The following is an 18,735-nucleotide window of genomic DNA, read 5'->3' as shown; positions in this document are numbered from 1 at the left end:
GCGTCCGGCGGGTCCTCCCTGACCGCCCGTCAACCAAAAGGAGCACTGCCATGAAAGGAAATCCTGAACTCATCGACACGCTGAACGACCTGCTTGCCAGCGAGCTGGCCGCCATCAACCAGTACATGGTGCACGCGGAAATGGCCGAAGACTGGGGCTACGAGCGCCTGAGCAAGAACTTCAAGACGCGCTCGATCACCGAGATGACGCATGCGGAGCGCCTCATCGAGCGCATCCTGTTCCTGGAGGGCACGCCCATCGTGTCGAACCTGGACGACATCCACATCGGCGCCACCATCCCCCAGCAGGTGGACAACGACCACGCCTCAGAGCTCACCGCCATCAAGATGTACAACGAGGCCATCGTGCAGGCCGGCAACGTGCTGGACTACGCCACGCGCGACATCCTCGAGGCCATCCTGCGCGACGAGGACAAGCACCTCGACGAGCTGGAGGAGCTGCAGGACCAGATCGAGCAGATGACGCTGCCCACGTTCCTGTCCACGCAGAACTAACCGCACCGCCCGCCCGCTCGCGCACGCGCAGACGGGTGCGGAATGCGCCGCACGACCGCCCCTCTCCCTCGGGCGAATCCCCGCACGTCCAGGCGCGCCCGACCGCCTGGACGAGATCGGGGGCTATGGCAAGAAAGCGGCCTCGTTCGAAGCCGCTTTCTTGGGTTGTGCTGGAAAACCGCCTGGTGGCAAACCGCGGGAAGCGACCTTCTCGCCGAGCATCGTGCCACCGACCTGATTCTTGTCCATGATGTTTTCGATCATGGTTGATCTGCCTGCGGGCAGCCGAGGTCCAAACGCGCCCCGGCCTGCCGCCGCCCAGGCCCGCCGCCAGCCTTTTCGCACCAGGAGGCTTGAGCGAATCCTTACCTGATCCTTTCACTCGCGTGACCTCCCCCTTGCCGGGGCCTTACCTTGCGCGCCTACGATAGAGCGCACCGACGCCCGGCGGACTTCGCGCATGCGGAGCCACGGCGACGCATCTCGCGCAGTCGACCGAAAGGACATCATGGATTCCCAGCTCTCCTCGATCTACGACCACGGCACGTTCGGCGTATCGCGCCGCACGTTCGTGAAACTGGCCGCCGCCTGCGGGGTGACGGCCATGGGCGGCATGCTCGCATTCCCCGGCCAGCACGCCGACGCGGCCTTCACCGAGCCCGAAGACCCCAGCTGGCCCGAGCTCCCCGCCGGCAAAGTGCGCTTCACGGTGCACAGCGACACTCATTTCACCTGCTGCGACGTGGAGAAGAAGCTGCCGTTCGCCTTCGAGACCATCTACCAGGCCGTACCCGACTGCGCCGCGCACGTCTTCGCGGGCGACTCGGTGAACACCGGCACGACCGCCGAGTTCGACGCGCTTTTGGCGGGAGCGAACGCCGCCATCAGGAAGCCGGCCCTGTTCGTCATGGGCAACCACGAGTTCGGCGTAGGCGGCAGCCCCCTCGAGGGCAACGCCGTGACGAACTTCAAGTACTTCCTCTCGCACTTGACCTGCGCGGATGCCTATCAGAAACCAGGCGGCGCCTTCGAGGGCAAGCTGAACGTCCATACCGAAATAGGCGGCTACCACGTGATCGCCGCCAGCTGCGGGCGGGGCTACTGGTACGGCGACACCACCTATGACGACGACGGCACGACGCCCATCACCATCCTCGATTGGATGAAGCGCGAGATCGCCGCCGCCGCAGCCGACGACCCCACGGGCACCAAGCCCATCTTCTTCATGACGCACCATCCCTTCCCCGACACCGTCTGGTACTCCCCCACGTCGTTCAACGCCGGCTGGATCGGCGATTACGGCTCTGTGGACGACCGCAATTCCAAAGCGTTCTACAACGAGCTCAAGGCGAAGTACCCGCAGCTCGTCCACTTCTCCGGGCACACGCACATCCCCGAGGAGGACCCGCGCTCCATCTTCCAGGACGTCGACGGGTTCACGCTCGTGCAGACGGCCACCTTCGGCGATAGCTTCTGGATGCGCGGCGGCAAGGATGCCGACGGCTACGACGAGAACGGCGGCACGGGCGGACACCCGTCCGACGGCTACGATGCAAGCCAGTGCCTGCTGGTCGAGGTGGACGCCGCCAACGGACACGAGGTCACCATCCGGCGCATGGACTTCCGCCAGGGAGCCTATCTGGGAACCCCCTGGACGTTCAAGGTGTCCGACAAGTCCACCTGGACGTACACGCACGCCGCCATGGAGGCGCGCAGCCTTCCCCCGATTCTGGAGGAGGGCGCGGCCGTGCGCATACCGGCCGACTCCATCACGCAAACCGGGGCGTCGTTCGCCATCGCCGCCGACAAGATCAGGCCCGACACGTCGGGACTGTCCGACGACGTGGTGATGAGCTATCGCATCGTGGTGCTGGACGCCCAGGGGGCCGAGGTGTACAACGCCTGCTACATGTCCGACTACTACAACGCCCCCGCCAACCAGCCCGCCGAGTTCGTGCGCCCGCTGTTCGGCGCCGCGCTCGCCCCCGAAAGCCCCTACAGCCTGAAAGCCTACGCGCGCAACCCCTGGGAGAAGGAAACGCTCATCGGCGAGGTTATCTTCACCACCGCCGGAGGCGAGGCCGTCCCGGCAACGCCGCTGTTGTCCGTCGACTTCTCGCAAGGGTCCGCCGCCGACCTCTCCGAGACGCCGCATGTCCTGACTCCGTTCGGCAGCCCTGCGTTCGAGACCGTGGAGGAATTCGGCCGCCAGGTGGCCGTCTTCGACGGCGCGACGGCCGCCTTCGGCTACGACTTCGCGGCCGAGGACTTCGCCAAGCTGGCAACCTCCACCACCGCCGAGCTGCTCGTGCAGTTCACGGCGAAACCCAGCTCCGGCTACACCGACATCTTCTCCTGCGGGCAGGGAGGCGGCCAGTGGCTGGAGTACTATCCCACCGGCAAGCTGCACTACTACTTCACCGACGGCTCCACCAATGTGTCGACGCCGGTCGAGCCGGGGGTGTGGACGCACATCACCGCCACCTACGACGGCGCATCCCTCAAGATCTACCAGGATGGCGTGCTGGCGGGAGAAACCGCGGCGGCGGGGGCCATCGCCGCGCCGAACGCATCGAAGGCGCGCTGGTACATAGGAGCCGATTGCGGCGGGGAGGGAGAGCCCCAGGCGTTCAGCGCCGCAAAGGTGGCGTTCGCAAAGCTGACGCATGGCACCGTGGCGACTGCCGAGGAGGTGGCCGCGAACTACCGGGCCTGCGCCCCGTCGACCATCGAGCTGCCGGAGCCGGATGCCTTCGGCGCACCCGAGGTCGGCGCAGCCTGCGTCATACCCGCGGCCGCGGCCACGACCGCGAACGGGTCCCCTATCGAAGCGGTGCCGAGCGTCATCGACCCCGAGGGGAACCCCGTGGGCCTCTACCTCACCTCGGTGCCCGAGGGCGCCGCCGCCCTCGCGGCCGCAGCAGCTAGGGGGACCACGCTGTACTCGTTCGTTCCAACCGTCGACGGAAACCATACGGTCACCTACCGCGCCGGCTATTCCCAAGCGTCCCTGACCGTGTCCGTGGCGGCAGCCCCGATCGACCCCGATCCCGAGCCGACGCCCGATCCCCAGCCCACGCCCGATCCGACACCCGACCCCGATCCCGCTCCCGGCAACGGTGCAGGCGGCGGCACCGGCAGCTCCGGGCAGGGCACGGGCGGAAGCGGAACCGCGCCCGGGAGCACCGGCGGATCGAGGCTGGCCAAGACCGGGGACGGCATCGAGGCGGGCGGCGCACTGGTCGGCCTCATGGCCACTGCCGGCGCGGCGATCTGCGTTGCCCGCAGCTTCTGGAAAGGCGAGTTCTCCGAAGAGGAATCCCGCTAGCTCCTCTCCGCATGCACGGCGCCCCTTCGACCTCGACCGTCGAAGGGGCGCCTGGTTCCCGAAAACGGGCGGCGTCTTTTTGCGGCGCGCTAAGCCTCGCGCTCCCAGAGGCCGGTCTTGCCGCCGTCCTTCTTCAGCAGGCGCACGTCCATGATCTCCATGCCGCGGTCCACGGCCTTGCACATGTCGTACACGGTGAGGCACGCCACGCTCGCGGCGGTGAGGGCCTCCATCTCGATGCCGGTCTTGCCCGTGACGCCGCAGGTGGTGGTCACGTGGATGCCCGCGCGACCGTCTTCGCGCTCGCCCGCCTCCACCGGCGCGCACTCCACCTTGGCCTTCGTGATGTTCAGCGGGTGGCACATGGGGATGAGGCTGCTCGTCTGCTTGGCGGCCATGACGCCCGCCACGCGCGCGCAGGCCAGCACGTCGCCCTTGGCGGCCTTGCCCTCCACGATGAGCGCGAGCGTGGCGGGGTTCATGGCGATGAAACCCTCGGCCACGGCCACGCGCTCGGTGTCGGCCTTCTGCGACACGTCCACCATGCGCACGTCGCCGTGCTCGTCGATATGGGTGAGTTGCTGTTCGGTCATGGAGTGCTCCTTTGGCTCGATATCACAGGTTGAAAATCGCAGGTTGGCGCTAGTAACTCAGCGAGAAGGGCCGAGGGGTGTCGAATTCGGGGGATCGCAAGGGCGAAGCGTGCTTTGGTACGCGAGCCCTTGGGATCGCGCGAAGGCGGCGCGCCTCGGCCCTTCGCAGCATCGGCAGGTACCGACGGCCGGCAGGCCGTCGGTACCCCTCAGCCTCCAATTTGGGACATCCCCCGCTCGGTTCCTACCTTGTCGTGGTGCTCGTCGGGCTTGGCGCCCAGGGCCTGCGCGAACACGGTGCGGGCGGCCTGCTCGTCGCCCGAGCGCAGCGCGGTGCGCAGGTCGCACTCGTCGTCCGAGAACAAGCACGGGCGCAGCTTGCCGTCGGCCGTGAGGCGCAGGCGGTTGCACTCGCTGCAGAAGTGGCGCGACAGCGGGCTGATGAAGCCCACCGTGCCCTGCGCGTTCGGGAACTGGAAGTAGCGCGCCGGCCCCCAGCCGAGCGGGCGGTCGTCGCCGGCGGCCACGAGCTCGTCCATGCCGGCGGCCCGGGCGCGCTCGTTGATGATGCCGAACAGCTCCTCGCTCGGCACGACGTCGTCCTTGCCCCAGCCGCAGCCGTGGCTGCCGGAGCTCTCGCCCACCGGCATGTACTCGATGAAGCGCACATGCAGCGGGCGGTCGAGGGAGAGCTTCGCGAACGCCAGGTAGTCCTGGTCGAGGCTGCGCACGGCCACGGCGTTGATCTTCACCGGGTTGAAGCCCGCCTCGAGCGCCGCCTCGATGCCGTCGAGCGTCTGCTGGAGCTCGCCGCGGCGGGTGATCTGCTTGAACTGGGCGGGATCGAGCGTGTCGAGCGAGATGTTCACGCGCGAGAGGCCCGCTTGCTTCAGGTCATCGGCCATCTTCGGCAGCAGCACGCCGTTCGTGGTCATGGACACGTTCTCGATGCCGGGCGTGTGCGCGATGGCCCGCACGAGATCCACCACGCCCAGGCGCACGAGCGGCTCGCCGCCGGTGAGGCGGATGCTGCGGATGCCCATGCCGGCCGCCACGCGCACGGCCTGCTCGATCTCCTCGATGCGCAGGATGTCCTCGTGGGCGAGCGACTGCACGCCGTCCTCGGGCATACAGTAGATGCACCGGAAGTTGCAGCGGTCGGTGAGCGATATCCTCAAATAGTCGATGGTGCGACCATGGCTGTCTTTCATAGGGCCCCTTCTCCCTTCTCGTGTGAGAATATTATAGGCCAAGTATCCTCGATTGCGAGAGGCAATCTAGCGGACGCGACCGAGCGCGCAGGAGCGCTACCGCGACACCAGGTACACCTTGTCGGGCGGGATGCGGATCCAGAGCTCGTCGCCCTCGCAGGGCAGCTCGCCGGGGCCGGCCTTCAGCTTGTCCACGCGCCAGAACAGATGCTGGTGCAGGTACTTCATCTCGTCCTCGTCGGCGCTCACGGTGGGCGCCTCGTCCTGGACACGATCGAGGAAGCCCAGAAGCACCGTGCGGTCGAAGCGCGAGTCGCTCACGCGGTCGACGCGCACCCGGTAGCAGTTCTCGCCGGGGCCGGACGCGCGCTCGAGGTAGAACGCGCGCACGCCGAGGTGGGTGACGTCCTCGCGCACCGGCGCGGCGGTCGCCGCCTCGATGCCCCACTTCGGCAGCCTCACGCGGTGCTCGCCCATCCGCTCGGCCGGCGTGGCGTTCTTGCAGCCCGACAGCTTCACGCCCGCGAGCGACTGCGGGCGGTTCACCAGGTCGTCGCCCGTGCCCGTCTCCATGATGCGGCCGGCCTCTACCACGGCGATGCGGTCGCAGAAGCGCAGCGCCTCGTCGATGTCATGGCTCACGTACAGGATGGTGCCGTCGTAGGCGTCGAACAGGCTCACCAGGTTCTGCTCCAGCACGCCCTTCAGGTGCGCGTCGAGCGCGCTGAACGGCTCGTCCAGCATGAGGATGCCGGGCCGCGCCGCCAGCATGCGGGCGAGCGCCACGCGCTGCTGTTGGCCGCCGGAGAGCTGCGCCGGGTAGCGCTTGTCGAAGCCCTCCAGGCCGAAGCGCTTGAGCTCCGTGACCACGATGGCATCGCGCACGCCGCGCGGCACGGCGCGCTCGATGCCCGCGCCCACGTTCTCGGCCACGGTGAGGTTCGGGAACAGCATGTAGCTTTGGAACAGAAGCGCCGTCTTGCGCTTTTGCGGCGTGAGGTTCACGCGTTGCGCGGAGTCGAAGAACACCTGGTCGTTCACCACGATGCGCCCCTCGTCGGGCGTCTCGATGCCGGCGATGCAGCGCATGGTGAGGCTCTTGCCGCACCCCGACGCACCGAGGAACCCCAGCGTCTCGTCCCCCGCCGTGAACGCCACGTCCAGCGTGAAAGAGGGGTACTTCTTCTTGATGTTGACTTCCAGGCTCACGCCTCGGCCCTCCTGCGGTACTTCGTCGTGCGCCTACCCCAGAGGTTGATGAACAGGATGACCACGAAGCTGAACAGCATGATGACGATCGTCCAGAAGATGGCCACGTCGGTGTTGCCGTTCATCCACTCGAAGTAGATGGCGATGGGAATGGTGCGCGTGATTCCTAAGTAGTTGCCGGCCAGGAACAGCGTGGCGCCGAACTCGCCCAGGGCGCGCGCGAACGAGAGCACCGTGCCCGCCGCGATGGACGACCACGACAGCGGCAGCATCAGCTTGAAGAATATCTTCGCGTTGCTCCAGCCGAGCGTGCGGGCGGCGTCCAGCATGTTGGGATCCAGGTTCTCGAACGCACCGCGCGCGCTGCGGTACATGAGCGGGAACGCCACCACCACGGCCGCGATGACCGTGGCCTGCCAGCTGAAGATGAGCGGGAACCCTATGTCGATGAACCACTGCCCCACGCCCGTGTTCTTCCCGAACGCGAGCAGCAGCAGAAAGCCGCACACCGTGGGCGGCAGCACCATGGGAATGGTGAAGATGGAGTCCGCTATGTCCTGCGCCCGCGCGGGGATGCGCAGGCTGAAGTACGCCGCGGCCAGGCCGAGGATGAAGATGAACACGATGGCCGTGAGCGTGGTCTTGAGCGTGACCCACAAAGGGCTCAGGTCGATGCCGCCCAGGAACTCCCCGAGCGCGGCGAGGCCGGTGGCGGCGCCCACCACCTCCACGTCGGCCGCGGGAGCGAGCGTGGCGAAGTCGGCGTGGGTGAGCCGCACGTGGGCGGGGTTCGACGCTACGGTCACGTCCGAGCCGTCCTCGCCGATGACGCACGCGTAGAACTCGCCAGGCTTGAGCTCCTGGTCGAAACGGTACGCCACGCCGTCCCGCACGAGCTCCGTGCCGCTGGTGAACAGCCACTCCCCTTCTGCGGACAACGTTGCGCCGCCCTTCGAGTTCTGGGTGTCCAGAGCCACCAACAGGCGCTTGAGGAAACTACGGCTCTCGGAGGAACCGGCGTCGAAGCCCACCGCCTGCGCCGCTTCGACCGGCACGTACACCACGGTAAGGCCCTCGGCGGCGATGACCGCAAGGCTGCCCGGCTCGTCCGATACGAGGTAGCGGTAGCCGGCGTAGACCCCGCCGATGTCGCTGTTGCTGCCTACCTGCGAGCGCGAGAAACCCTGCAGGGAGAAAGGGCTGCCATCCAAGGAGGCGGCCGTGCCGTCGGCGGCCAGGCTCACGGCGTCGTCGGCGGCCGTGGCGTCCTGCGCGTCGGCGGCGCCCTCCGCGGCGGCAGGGTCGCCCCCGTCGCCGGCAGCCGCGAACGCGAGACCGGGCGCAAGGGCGAGGGGCAGCGCGAGGAAAAGCGCCAGGGCAAGGGCTGCGGCGCCCGACGCAGCGTGCCGCAGGGCAGAAGCCGGCCGAGCAAGCGCGGAAGCGGTCGGGAGCGGGGGCGCAGCCCCGTTCGCGCAGCCCTGCGCCGTCCGTTCAACCGGGCGCGCGCAGGTGTCTGTTCGGGAGATTCTCATGGCTGTTCCTTATCGCATGGAAAGGATGGGCAGTCGAGTGCCCATCCTTTCCCACATGATACCGTATGTGCGGGATCCGTTACTCGGTAACGAGCTCGAAGCCCCACTCCTGCCACAGCTTCTTGGCGTCGGCATCCGTCGTGGCCCAATCGAGGAACTCGGCGGCGGCCTCGGCCTGCTTCGAGTCCTTGCAGACGGCGGCCGGGTAGATGATCTTCTTGTGCGTGTCGTTCGGCACGACGCCGATGACCTTCACCCCGCCGAAGCGGTACACGTCGGAGCTGTACACGAAGGCCACGTCCACGGCGCCGGACTCGGCCTGCTTGCACACGTTGCCCACGGAGGTCTGCAGGTTCACCTTGCCGTCGAGCGGCGTGCCGTCGAACGTGCCGCCCTTGCCCGTGATGTCGCTGCCGGTCTTGCCGGACGGGTCGGCGTAGCAGCCCACGGTGGACAGCGCCTGGTCGGCGTAGTTGCCGGCCGGCACGGACTCGTCGCCCACGGCCACGGCGTAGTTGCCCGTCGCCACGTCGGCCAGCGTGAAGCTCTGGTCGGCGCCGTACTTCGCGGCCAGCTCGGAGTTCTCGCCCGTCACCATGACCAGGTCGTTCTTGAACAGGTCGAAGCGCGTGGCCTCGTCGACGTAGCCGCCGTCCACGGCCTCGTCCATCTTGGCCTTGGAGGCCGAGATCAGCACGTCGGCGTACGCGCCGCCGGCCAGCTGCTCGTTGAGCTCGCCCGAGGACAGGTACTGCGTGTCCTTGAACGTGACCCAGTCGTGGTCCTGCGTGTAGAGCTCCTGCACGGCGTCCATGGCCTTCGACAGCGAGTTCGCGGCGAACAGCTGCAGCTCCACGGCCTCGTGGCTCTCGGCCTTGGGCTCGTCGGCTTTCGGCTCGTCGGCCTTCTGCTCGGTGGACGAGCAGCCGAACAGCGCGAACGCGCCCACCATGGCGAACGCGCACGCAGCCGCCATCGCAATGCGGAGGTGCTTCTTCATAAGATCCCCTTCCCTGGTTCTCTCTGACTCGGCTCACGCGGTGCCGCCGGCCCCCGCCCCCTGACAGGCGCCTGATCGGCGTATGAGCACCCCTATATTATTCTTTTGATAGTATATAGTCAATTACAAATATCGCGAATCGAGCAGAAAGCCGGCAACGGCTAAGGGACGGCGGATCGGGCAAGGAGGAAGGCAGGGCAAGCGGGGAAGGCCGGAAAAACGGGAAGGTGCCCGGTCCTACGCGTCCAGGCGCACCACACGGGTAGCCACGCGTTCGGTGAGGGCCGGGGAGTGGGACACGAACACGACCCCGATGCCCCGGCGCGCGGTCTCGTCCACGAGGAAGCGCCATATCTGGGCCTGAGTGACGGCATCGAGCATGGTGGACACCTCGTCGGCCACGAGGTAGCGCGGGTTCGCGGCCAGCGCGCGGGCGATGCAGAAGCGCTGCAGCTCGCCGCCCGACAGCTCGTGCGGGTAGCGCGTCAGCCAGCGTTTCTGGATGCCCAGGTCGTCCAGCAGGCGCAGGGGAACCTCGCCGGCCTCGGCCAGCGTCGCGCTCATGCGCATGCGCGGGTCGACGGCGGCCTCGGGATGCTGCCATATCATTTGCACGGGGCATGCGCCGCGCCGCGGCAGCGGCGCATCGTCCACCAGGATCTGCCCTGCCTGCGGGCGCTCATAGCCGGCCAGCAGGCGGCAGAGCGTGGTCTTGCCGAAGCCGGACGGCGCACAGAGGGCCACCCGCTCGTCGGGCGCGACCGCCAGGTCGAAACCTTGGTAGAGCGGCCGGGCGGCGCCAGGATACGCATAGGTGATGCCCCGCGCCTCAAGCATGGATACCTCCCTCGCCAGACCCCTCGTCAACGTTACGGTTGCGAAACCCATGCTCCGGCAGCGCATGCCACAGCGCGCGCGAAAACGGGTGCTCCAACAGGTCGGGCGATGCAAAGTTCGCGACGGCCGTCTCCTCCACCACGGTGCCGTCCTTGAACACGGCCACGCGGTCGGCCACGTGCAGGGCCAGCTCTATGTCGTGCGTGATGAGCAGCACGCCGTTTCCCGCGTCGGCGAACGCGCGGAAGTCGTCGAGCGCACGGACGGCCAGATCCAGGTCGAGTCCGGGCGTGGGCTCGTCGGCGACGATGACGCGCGGATCGTCCATGAGCGCACAGCACAGAAGCACGCGCCGCGCCATGCCGCCCGATAGCTCGAAGGGGTAGAGCCGCGCCGTCTCCTCCGACAGGCCGTAGCGCTCGAACAGCTCCGCGCGACGGCGGCGGCGCTCGGCGTGCGGCACGTCGGGGCGCGCGAAGCCCTCCACCTGCCGCCCCACCCTCATGAGCGGGTCCAGGTTGTTCACGCTCTGCGGCACGAGCGACACGCCGTTGCCGCGCAGGCGCGCGAGGCCCCCCGCATCCTGCAGCTTGCCGTCGAACCAGATGCGACCGCGCACGGTGGCGTTCGGCTCGAACAAGCCCAGCACGGCATCGGCCAGAAGCGTCTTGCCCGACCCCGACGCGCCCACCACCGCCACGATCTCGCCCGCATGCACCGAGATGCTTAAGGAGCTGATCACCTCCACGACGCGCTGCCTCGCGCGGAAGAACGGGGCGTCCTCGTCGTACATGCGGAACCCCACGCTCAAGTCCTCCACCTGCAGCAGGTGGTGACCATGCTCGTGGCGGGACACCGGCGCGTGCGTATGGTGGTGGTGCGCCTGCTCGTCGACGTGCTCGACTGCCTCGTGCCCGCCGAACAGCGTGTCGGCCAGCTCGTCCAGCTCGGCCGCGCGTCCGCCGGCCCGCACGCCTTCCGCCCGCGTCCCGTCCATCCGAGCCTCGACTACTCGCGCCGCGTCCATCCGCATTTCGCTCTTTTTTGTCTCGCCCATCCGGCCTCCTATTCCTGCGAGCTGTGCGGATCGATGAGCTTGCGAAGGTTCGAGCCCGCCACGTCGAACAAGAGCACGGTGGCGATGAGCGCGAGGCCCGGGAACACCGCGAGCCACCACATGCCGGCCGACAGGTACGCCATCGACTCGCTCAGGATGACGCCGATGGCCGGCTGCTCGGGCGGCAGGCCGAAACCGAGGAACGTGACGGCCGCCTCGTGCAGGATGGCATGGGGGAACAGCAGGATGAGCCCCACGATGAACTGCGGCAGCACATAGGGCACCATGTGCTTCAAGGCGATGCGCACCGGGCTCTGCCCCAGCTTGCGTGCAACGGCCACGAACGTGGACTCGCGGCATTGCAGGATCTCGGCGCGCACCACGCGGGCCAGGCTCGGCCAATGCGTCACCGCCACGCCGATGGCAACGCCCCAGAATCCCTTGCCGAGCGCGAACGATATCAGGATGAGCAGCACGATGTGCGGCACGCCCATCATGAGGTCGATAAGCCAGGTGACCACCGCGTCGGCCTTCTTGCCGCCCAGCGCCGCCACCGCACCCAGCACGAGCGCGATGACGGAGGACGCGCCTGCGGCCAGAAGGCCCACCAGCACGCTCGTGGACAGGCCCGCAAGCGTGCGCAGCAGCATGTCGCGGCCCATCCAGTCGGTGCCGAAGGGATGCGCCAGGCTGGGCGCGAGGTTCTTCTGCGCGAAGTCCGTGGCCGTGGCAGCGTCGGTGACCAGAAGGCCCGCCACCACAATAGCCGCGAGCGCCACCACCGCCGCCGCAAAGGCTGCCAGCGTGAGCTTCCTGTTCCCCCACCGAGCCGCGCGAGAAGCGTGCAGCACCGGAGCTGCAACTGCCTTGGAGCCGGTGGGGTCGGCGACGCCCGCCAAGCGAGTTCCGCAGCGAAGCGAGGGCTGTCCGAGCGACTGGGCGTTGCCGACCCCACCGGCGGCCTCGCAGGTTTCTTTCCCGCTACGCACGAGCCCTCGCCTCCCCCTTGCGCATGCGAGGGTCCACCACGCCGTACAGCACGTTCGCCACGAGATTGCCGCCGAACACGAACGCCGCCGAGAAAAGCGCGATGCCCGCGAGCAGCGCCACGTCGCCGCCCAGACCGGCCGTCACAGCCGCCTGGCCCAGGCCCGGGTACGAGAACACCTGCTCCACCAGCACCGACCCGCCGAATATCTCGGAGATGGAGGCAAACTGCAGCGTGAGCGCGGGCAGCGCCAGGTTGCGCAGCCCATGGTGGCGCAGGGCGCCCCAGGTGGAAAGCCCGCGCGTGCGGGCGAACCGCACGTAGTCGCTCTCCAGCACGTCGATGGTCTTCTCGCGCGTGTGCAGCGCGATGTTCGCCACGCCCACCACCGCGAGCGTGAGCGCGGGCAGCGCCAGATGGTGCAGCGCGTCCGCGAGCGTCACGTCGGCGGCCGACACCCCGATGGGAACCGAGAAACCGAACGGGAACCAGCCTAGCCACACCGAGAACACGATGAGGAACACGAGCCCCAGCCAGAACGTGGGCACGGACGCCAGCAGGAAGCAGTAGCCCTTCACGATACGGTCGATGGGCCGCCCGCGGTTGGCGCCGGCCAGGATGCCCAAGCCGAAGCCCAGCACGCCGCTCACCACCCAGGCCGTGGCCATGAGCGCAAGCGAGTTCACCGCCCGCGTGGCGATGACGTCGGCCACCGGCGCGTTGAAGCGCAACGACGTTCCCAGGTCGCCGTGCAAAAGGTCGCCGAACCAGCTGGCGTAGCGCTCCCACAAGGGCGTGTTCACGCCCCAGTACTCGGCCAACTGAGCCCGCTTCGCCTCGCTCATGTTGACGTAGGCCGCCTGCCCCACGTTCGCCTGCACCGGATCGATGGGAGATATGCTCACCAGCACGAACGTCACCATGCTCACGGCAACCATGAGCAGTATGAACTTCACTATGTTGCGAACAATGAATCGGGCCATGACTGAAACTACTATAACCTCACCTGTCCGAAAACCTGACAACAACACCCCTCAACGAGGGAAAACGCCGACCAGCCCCGCCGCAGGTCCTCCGAAGTCGGCGGAGGGGGCGGACGGCGCCCACCAAGCGAGTTCCGCAGCGAAGCGAGGACTGTCCGAGCGACTGGGCGCCATCCGCCCCCTGCGCGTCTGCAACGAAACCCCTAAGCCCACGACCACTGGTCGACGTTGTTCACGAGCGACCAGCCGTGGCCGTGCGGGTGCGGCTTCTGCTCGGCAACCCTCAGGTTCTCCTTCGCGAAGTACAGGTGGTCGATGTTCGCGAACCACACCCACGGCGCGTCGCCCTGCGGCGCGATGCCGGTCGAGCCGTCCCACTGGGCCTTCTTCCACAGCTCGAACGAGTCCTCCACCCGGGGCTGGGCCAGCGCCTCGTCCAGGTACGCGTCGGTGGCGGCGTTCTCGTAGCAGGCGTAGTTGCCCGTGCCCTTGGAGTAGAACAGGTTGTACGTCTCGATGGGGGCGTTCGTGCCCCAACCCCACACCACCGGGTCGGTGAACTGGTGCGGGTACAGATCGTCCCAACTCACGCCCTTTATGGCGAATTCAAGACCCAGCTCCTTCATCTGGTTGGAGAACTCCTCGGCAATACCCTGACGCACGGTGTCGCCGGCCGAGTAGTACAGGTTCATCGAGGCGCGCACGCCGCCCTTCTCGCGGACGCCGTCGGCGCCCGGCGCCCAGCCGGCATCGTCGAGCAGCTTCTTCGCCTTGCCCACGTCGGTCGCGCACTTCATGTCGGGCGAGGACCACGGCATGCCGTCGCCCACGCTGTAGGCCACGGTGCCGAAGCCGTTCAGCACGTTCTCGATCATCTTGTCGCGGTCTACGCCGTAGTTGATGGCCTGGCGGACGGCGAGGTCGCACGTGACGTCGTTGCCCGCGGCAGCCTCGCCCTTCTCGTCGGTCTTCGACGCACCGGCGGGGATGGTGGGCAGCGAGATGCCGCGCGAGTCAACCGACGCGCAGTTCAGCAAGTCGTAGCCCGCCGGCTGCTGCGCGGCGAACGTCGCGGAGGTGTAGGCCACGTCCACTTGCCCGGACTGCGCCGCGGCGAGCGAGGCGTCCTCCTCCATGAACACGGCCACCACGCGCTCGATCTTCGGCGCTTCCCCGTAGTAGTCGGGGTTGGCCTTCAGGATAACCTGCTGGCCGCGGTCCCACTGCTCCAGCATATAGCGGCCGCTGCCGACAGGGTTGGCGCCGTAGCCCTCGCCGTAGGCGTGCTCGGGCACGATGCCGATGACGGCCAGCGTGTACAGGAGCGCGTTGAACGGCTTCTCCATGTGGATGACCACCGTGGCGTCGTCCGGCGCGACGGCCTCGCGCACCATGGACAGGTCGCATTCCGAGGCCTCGGCCGTGCGGATGCCGTTCAAGGTGAACGCCACGTCGCGCGCCGTGAGCGGCTCGCCGTCGGTGAAGCGCACGTCGTTGCGGATGGTAAACGTCCAGATCATGCCGTCATCGGAGCACTCATAGGACGTGGCGAGATCGTTCTTGAAGCTAAGGTCGGTGTCGGTGGCGATGAGCGTGGACTGGATGAGCGGCTCGTGCACGTGCTCGCCGCAGCCCCAGGAGACCAGCGGGTCGAAGCCCGCCGCCGGCTCGGAGCCCGTGGTCATGGACACGATCACCTGCGAAGGGGCTGCCTCGCCCGCGCCCGTCGCGCCTGTCCCTGCCGCTGGCTTCTCGTTCCCGCCGCCCGCGCAGCCCGCCAAGATCCCGCCCAGCGAAAGCGCCGCCGCGCCTGCGCCCGTCAGCTTCGCGAAGTCGCGCCGTGTGAGTGTTGCCATGCGAATCCTCCCACCCGCTGCGACGGCTCCCTCGCGGCCCGGCGCAGCACCTCAAAATGTGTTACGAATCTGAACTGTGTAACACACTATAGCAGATAGATCACACCGACGGTGTTACGATTTCCATTTCCGTAACTCCTCTAGGCGAGCGGCAGGCACCGAAAGGCGAACGCGGAGCAGCGCACGGGCAAACAAGCTAACGGGCGGTTCGCATGAATCATCGAGGCATGCTTGCGGGAACGGCCCAAACCAGCCGGAATCTCACCTTCAGCGCTACAGAATCGCCGATTTCGGCGGGTACGAAACGCGTTTCGGCGCGAGCGAAAAACAGCCCTCGGAAAAACCCCGGTCAGGCGTGACACCCTTGCGCCCAAACCCGCTTCGAAGCCGCCAGCGCCGCGCTTGCCCGCCGAAAAGGGCGTTTTTGTAGCAGCGACCGCCCGAATCGCGACCAACCGCGCGCATCTCCGCCTGAATCGCGACCACCCGCATCGCGAGCGCACATATCGCGCCCGCCCGCATCGCCACCGCCCGTGCGCCTCTCCGCCCGCATCGCGACCGCACGCCCGCATCGCCGCCCGCGTCGCGCGCGCCCGCAGGCGGCCGCCCTACTCGGGAGCCTCGCCGGTTTCGAGGATGCGCAGCAGAGCCGCTTCGTCAAGCACCGGGACGCCGAGCGTCACGGCCTTGTCGTACTTGGAGCCGGCGGCCTCTCCGGCCACGACGAAGCTCGTCTTCTTCGACACGCTGCCCGACACCTTCGCGCCGCGCGCCTTGAGCGCCGCACCTGCCTCGTCGCGGGTCATCCCGCTCTCCACGAGCGAGCCCGTCAGCACGAACGTGAGGCCCTCGAGCGTTTGCGGCAGCTGCTCGGCAGGGTCGCCCGCCTCGTCGGCCATCGCCACGCCGCGCTTGCGCAAGCGCTCGATGACGGCCACGTTGTCGGGCGTGCGCAGGAACAGGTACACGCTGCGGGCGATCTTCGGGCCCACGCCGTTGATGGCGGCCAGGTCTTCCTCCGAGGCCTCCATGAGCGCCTCGATGGACGGGTACGCCGCCGCCAGCAGCTCGGCGATGGTCTTGCCCACGTGGCGTATGCCGAGGCCGAACAGCGCGCGGGCGAACGGGCGCGCGCGGCTCTCGTCGATAGCGGCCACGAGCTTCTTCGCCACGGTGGACCCGAGGCGGATGGGCTCGCCTTCCTTGTTCACGCGGCCCATGTCGACGAGCGACAGCTCCACCTCGTCCAACGTGTAGTAGTCGGCCACGTCGGTCAAGCGGCCGCTCTCCACAAGGCGCGACACGATTTCCTCTCCCATGCCGTCGATGTCCATGGCGCCGCGGCTGGCCCAATGGAGCAGCCGCTCGAGCGCCTGCGCCGGGCAGTCGATGGAGATGCAGCGGAAATCCACCTCGCCCTCTTCGCGGATGACGGGCGAGCCGCACGACGGGCACGTGCGCGGCATCTCCCAGCGAACGGCGTCGGCGGGGCGCAGCGCCAGCACGGGGCCCAGCACCTCGGGGATGACGTCGCCCGCCTTGCGCACGATGACGGTGTCGCCCACGCGCACGTCTTTGCGCTGCACCTCGTCCTCGTTGTGCAGCGTCGCGCGCGCCACGGTGGATCCGGCCACCGACACGGGGTCCATCTCGGCAACGGGCGTCAGCTTGCCGGTGCGCCCCACCTGCACGGTGATGTCGCGCAGCAGCGTCGTCTTCTCCTCGGGCGGGAACTTGAACGCCACGGCCCAGCGGGGAGCGCGGGCCGTGTAGCCCATCGACTCCTGCTGCGCGAACGCGTTCACCTTCACCACTACCCCGTCGATCTCGTAGGGCAGGTCCTCGCGGCGCTCGATGGCGCGCTTGCAGAACGCGTGCACCGCCTCGCGCGTCTCGCACAGCTCGACGTCGGGGTTCACGTGGAAGCCCGCCTCGCGCAGCCATGCCAACAGCTCCCACTGGCCCTCGACGGCCAGGGCGCGCTCGTCGGCCACCGCGTAGATGAACGTGGACAGGTCGCGGTTCGCCGTGATGGCGGGATCCTTCTGGCGGAGGCTCCCCGCTGCGGCGTTGCGCGGGTTCGCGAACGCCTGCTTGCCATTGGCCTCGGCGGCGACGTTGAGGGCGTCGAAGCTGGACTTCGGCATGTACACCTCGCCGCGCAGCTCAACCGGCGCCTTCGCGTCCCGCAGCCCGCCGAGGGCCGCCTCGCGCAGGCGCAGCGGCACGTCCTTCACCGTGCGCATGTTGGCGGTGACGTCCTCGCCGGTGGTACCGTCGCCGCGCGTCGCCGCGCGCACGAGGCGGCCGCCCTCGTAGGTCAAAGCGATGGACGAGCCGTCTATCTTGAGCTCGCATACCACGGGCACCATGCGGCCGAACGCCTCCACCACGCGCTCGATCCACGCGTCCAGCTCCTCGATGTCCATGGCGTTGTCGAGCGAGTACATCCGCCGTTCGTGGCGCACGGGGGCGAACTGCTCGCCCACGTAGCCGCCGACGCGCTGCGTGGGACTGGACGGATCGATGAGCTCGGGATGGGCCGCTTCCAGCTCGCGCAGCTCGCGCATGAGCGAGTCGAACGCGGCGTCGGATATCTCGGGAGCATCCTGGGCGTAGTACAGGTAGGTGTGGTGCTCGATCTCGCGCCGCAGCGCGTCGATGCGCGCGGCCGGATCGCTCGTCGCCTCGGCGAGCGCCCGCTCGTCCAGGAGGTTCTGCTGTTCTTCTGCCATGTTCTCCACCGCCGTCTTGACTTCCTCCATCGGGAAGAAGGCCCCGAACGCATTCGGGGCCTTCGCCATTTAATCGAGATTCTACCACGAGTCGCAGCGGGCAGCGCACCCGCCCCATGGTTTCATCAGAGGTTGCGGCAAGGCCCGGCCGCCGGCTACGCCAGCATGCCCTTGTTCGCGTTCCAGCCGTAGAATACGAGCGACACGCCGCGCATGAGTATGAACACCGAGAGGAAGATGCTGAACGACGCTGGCGCCACGAAGAACGTGATGCCGCAGAGCACGCTCACGATGCCCGAGAACAGCATCCAACCCCACATAGGCACGCCCGTCTTGCGAATGCGGAAGGAGCCGACGACCTCGAACGCGCCGAAGATGATGAAGAACGCCCCGATCACCCACGGGATGACGCCCGCGAACGCCAGCGGATGGATCAGGAACATGAGGCCGATGACGATGTCGAGCACAGCGTAGGCGATGGCCCACCCCGACAGGTTCATGACCTTGTGGAAGCGCACGTAGTTGATGATGTCGAATATGCCGGACACAAGGAACGCCGCGCCCGCGATGGCCGTGATGGTGACAAGGGTGAGCCCCGGCGCCACCACGAAGAAGAAGGCGCACAGCACCAGCAGAATGCCCGCAACGATCAAACCCCAGTCATGCTTCCTCGTCGTATCCACGATGCCTCCTTCGAATCGTTCGGCGCCGATGCGCCTTTTTTCTCATCATATGATTGTAGCGAATGGGAAAAACAAGCTGAGCGGGGTGGTCAACCGTTTCCGCACCGTAACGGTCCGAATTCGCACGGCAACGGTCTATCGAGCGTTCGCGCCTTTCGTCGATACGCGGTAGAATGGGAAGAGGGAACCCTTCGACGGACAAGGTGGT

16 protein-coding genes are annotated in these 18,735 nt (G+C 67.7%); 2 read left to right on the top strand and 14 right to left on the bottom strand.

Going from position 1 to position 18,735, the window contains the following annotated elements; genetic code table 11:
- The first annotated feature begins 50 nt into the window (after nucleotides 1-50).
- A complete protein-coding gene (bfr, locus tag LB310_RS12840) occupies nucleotides 51-515 on the top strand; it encodes a bacterioferritin (RefSeq protein ID WP_015539965.1) in 465 nt (154 codons plus the stop codon).
- 123 nt (nucleotides 516-638) lie between these two features.
- Here bfr and LB310_RS12835 read toward each other — a convergent pair whose 3' ends face one another.
- Entirely contained in the window at nucleotides 639-779 is a 141-nt protein-coding gene (locus LB310_RS12835; protein WP_156791020.1) for a hypothetical protein, read from the bottom strand.
- A 244-nt stretch (nucleotides 780-1,023) separates the two neighbouring features.
- On the opposite strand from LB310_RS12835, the gene LB310_RS12830 reads away from it, so the two are divergent.
- The gene (locus LB310_RS12830; protein ID WP_041239547.1) at nucleotides 1,024-3,843 is read left to right on the top strand and encodes a LamG-like jellyroll fold domain-containing protein; all 2,820 of its coding nucleotides are present in this window, start codon (nucleotides 1,024-1,026) and stop codon (nucleotides 3,841-3,843) included.
- A gap of 89 nt (nucleotides 3,844-3,932) precedes the next feature.
- Here LB310_RS12830 and moaC read toward each other — a convergent pair whose 3' ends face one another.
- From moaC to LB310_RS12765, 13 genes are all read right to left on the bottom strand, one after another.
- Complete coding sequence (gene moaC / locus LB310_RS12825) at nucleotides 3,933-4,436, bottom strand: cyclic pyranopterin monophosphate synthase MoaC (protein WP_015539967.1); 504 nt, start codon at nucleotides 4,434-4,436, stop codon at nucleotides 3,933-3,935.
- Between the two features lie 209 nt (nucleotides 4,437-4,645).
- Complete coding sequence (gene moaA / locus LB310_RS12820) at nucleotides 4,646-5,647, bottom strand: GTP 3',8-cyclase MoaA (protein WP_301155156.1); 1,002 nt, start codon at nucleotides 5,645-5,647, stop codon at nucleotides 4,646-4,648.
- Nucleotides 5,648-5,743: 96 nt separating this feature from the next.
- The gene (locus LB310_RS12815) at nucleotides 5,744-6,856 is read right to left on the bottom strand and encodes a sulfate/molybdate ABC transporter ATP-binding protein (protein WP_015539969.1); all 1,113 of its coding nucleotides are present in this window, start codon (nucleotides 6,854-6,856) and stop codon (nucleotides 5,744-5,746) included.
- Nucleotides 6,853-8,388 (bottom strand): molybdate ABC transporter permease subunit, encoded by a 1,536-nt coding sequence (gene modB, locus LB310_RS12810; protein WP_301155155.1) that lies wholly within the window; start codon nucleotides 8,386-8,388, stop codon nucleotides 6,853-6,855. Before modB ends, LB310_RS12815 begins: the two co-directional genes overlap by 4 nt.
- Before the next feature lie 79 nt (nucleotides 8,389-8,467).
- Nucleotides 8,468-9,388: a molybdate ABC transporter substrate-binding protein gene (gene modA / locus LB310_RS12805; RefSeq protein ID WP_301155154.1), complete on the bottom strand. Its 921-nt coding sequence runs from the start codon at nucleotides 9,386-9,388 to the stop codon at nucleotides 8,468-8,470.
- Between the two features lie 237 nt (nucleotides 9,389-9,625).
- Complete coding sequence (locus LB310_RS12800; RefSeq protein WP_301155153.1) at nucleotides 9,626-10,225, bottom strand: ABC transporter ATP-binding protein; 600 nt, start codon at nucleotides 10,223-10,225, stop codon at nucleotides 9,626-9,628.
- Complete coding sequence (locus LB310_RS12795) at nucleotides 10,218-11,282, bottom strand: ATP-binding cassette domain-containing protein (protein WP_301155152.1); 1,065 nt, start codon at nucleotides 11,280-11,282, stop codon at nucleotides 10,218-10,220. Before LB310_RS12795 ends, LB310_RS12800 begins: the two co-directional genes overlap by 8 nt.
- A gap of 8 nt (nucleotides 11,283-11,290) precedes the next feature.
- Nucleotides 11,291-12,271 carry an ABC transporter permease gene (locus tag LB310_RS12790; RefSeq protein WP_278806880.1) on the bottom strand — a complete coding sequence of 327 codons (981 nt, stop codon included), beginning with the start codon at nucleotides 12,269-12,271 and terminating at the stop codon, nucleotides 11,291-11,293.
- The gene (locus LB310_RS12785) at nucleotides 12,264-13,253 is read right to left on the bottom strand and encodes an ABC transporter permease (RefSeq protein ID WP_301155151.1); all 990 of its coding nucleotides are present in this window, start codon (nucleotides 13,251-13,253) and stop codon (nucleotides 12,264-12,266) included. Before LB310_RS12785 ends, LB310_RS12790 begins: the two co-directional genes overlap by 8 nt.
- A 203-nt stretch (nucleotides 13,254-13,456) precedes the next feature.
- The gene (locus tag LB310_RS12780) at nucleotides 13,457-15,109 is read right to left on the bottom strand and encodes an ABC transporter substrate-binding protein (protein WP_301155150.1); all 1,653 of its coding nucleotides are present in this window, start codon (nucleotides 15,107-15,109) and stop codon (nucleotides 13,457-13,459) included.
- Nucleotides 15,110-15,382: 273 nt separating this feature from the next.
- A complete protein-coding gene (locus tag LB310_RS12775; protein ID WP_278805477.1) occupies nucleotides 15,383-15,637 on the bottom strand; it encodes a hypothetical protein in 255 nt (84 codons plus the stop codon).
- Between the two features lie 80 nt (nucleotides 15,638-15,717).
- Nucleotides 15,718-17,844 (bottom strand): NAD-dependent DNA ligase LigA, encoded by a 2,127-nt coding sequence (gene ligA / locus LB310_RS12770; RefSeq protein WP_301155168.1) that lies wholly within the window; start codon nucleotides 17,842-17,844, stop codon nucleotides 15,718-15,720.
- Between the two features lie 155 nt (nucleotides 17,845-17,999).
- Nucleotides 18,000-18,527: an HdeD family acid-resistance protein gene (locus LB310_RS12765; RefSeq protein WP_087191336.1), complete on the bottom strand. Its 528-nt coding sequence runs from the start codon at nucleotides 18,525-18,527 to the stop codon at nucleotides 18,000-18,002.
- Between the last annotated feature and the right edge of the window lie 208 nt (nucleotides 18,528-18,735).

The sequence above is a fragment of the Gordonibacter sp. RACS_AR49 genome (assembly GCF_030418435.1).
GTDB lineage: Bacteria > Actinomycetota > Coriobacteriia > Coriobacteriales > Eggerthellaceae > Gordonibacter > Gordonibacter urolithinfaciens.
The sequence above is the reverse complement of the archived record's forward strand: the minus strand, read 5'-3'. Positions and strand labels throughout refer to the sequence as shown.